The 1,405-nt window shown below is 61.1% G+C and carries 1 protein-coding gene; it reads right to left on the minus strand.

All coding sequences use genetic code 11. The annotated features are described in order from the left end of the window. Positions 1-283: 283 nt before the first annotated feature. Positions 284-1,324 carry an IS110 family transposase gene (locus O7A70_RS33755; RefSeq protein ID WP_337144196.1) on the minus strand — a complete coding sequence of 347 codons (1,041 nt, stop codon included), beginning with the start codon at positions 1,322-1,324 and terminating at the stop codon, positions 284-286. Positions 1,325-1,405: the final 81 nt, after the last annotated feature.

Raw genomic sequence — 1,405 nt, forward strand, 5'->3', positions numbered from 1 at the left:
CTCATATGTGGACGGCCCCCTGCTTGCAAGGTTTTGGCTGAAGATGATTTGATCGGATCGCTTGCGCTCATATGTCCGGCCTTTTGCGCGCGGATATGTGAGCGCTGGCCTAGATGGGCTTCACGGATAGCGAGTTCCAAACACGTACACGACATTGACTGCCAGTGAGCACCTCGGAGTGTCTCGCTCGTCCCGGTTCGACCGGTCACACCATCTTCTCCTCTGCTTGCAAGTTCCGGCCTTCAGTGTCGAGCGTGCGCTCGGCACCGAACTCTTAATGCTCTCACGGCACCACAGGCGCTGGATAGGTGGCGCCGATGGGACGGTATTGCTCGCCGCTGACCATCAGCTTCCAGGCGATGCGGGCCAGCTTGTTAGCCAGCGCCACTGCGGCAAGTTTGGGAGCCTTGCGCGCGATCAGGGCCGCCAGCCATGGCCAGAACCTTTTGCTGCCTCGGCGCATGTGTTGGATGAGAGCGGTGGCGCCCGCCACCAGCACGCTTCGCAGCATCTCGTCGCCAGCGCGGGTAATCACCCCAAGCCTGTTTTTGCCTGCTGTCGAATGATTCTTCGGCGTCAGTCCGAGCCAGGCGGCAAAATCGCGCCCCGACTTGAAGCCATGCACGTCCGTCACCTTGATGGCCAGCAACGTCGCTCCAACAGGGCCGACTGCCGGTATGGCGGCCAACCTCCGGCTCAGTTCGTTGTGCCTATGAAGCGCAAGCAGCTTCTCATCGAGCAAGGCAACCTCGGCGCTGATGTGGGCGTAATCGCGCGCCAGCGTCTCGAACATGTCCCTGGCCATATCCGGGACCGTCGTGTCGGCGCGAATGTCGGCTAAAAGATCGCCGAGCCGGGAAAGCCCCTTGGGCGCGATCAAACCGAATTCCGCCGCAAAGCCGCGAATCGAGTTGGAGAGCTGCGTGCGCCGATCGATGAACTGCGCACGCAGCTTCGCCAGCATCTGTGCCGCTTGCTGATCGGCGCTCTTGGCCGCAACGAAACGCATGCGGGGCCGGTTCATCGCTTCACAGGTTGCATCGGCATCGGCGGCATCCGATTTGGAGCGCTGGACATAGGGCTTCACGTGCTGCGCCGGCATCAGCAGCACCTCGTGACCCAACGCGCGCAACTCCCGCGCCCAGTAATGAGCCGCGCCACAGGCCTCCATGCCAACCTTCAGTGGTGGAAGCCCCGCAAAGAAGGCGAGCACCTGATTGCGCCGCAGCTTCTTGCGCAATACAGGCTGTTCGGCTTCATTCACCCCATGCAACTGGAAAACGCTCTTTGACGTATCCATGCCAATGCGAATAAGTTTATCCACGGACGGTCTCCCTTGTTGAGATCTGCAACGACCTCATTCTGGCACATTGCGATGCCGTCGGGGGCCGTCCACCCCAACACG

It is taken from the genome of Mesorhizobium sp. Cs1299R1N1 (genome assembly GCF_037179655.1).
Lineage (GTDB): Bacteria > Pseudomonadota > Alphaproteobacteria > Rhizobiales > Rhizobiaceae > Mesorhizobium > Mesorhizobium salmacidum.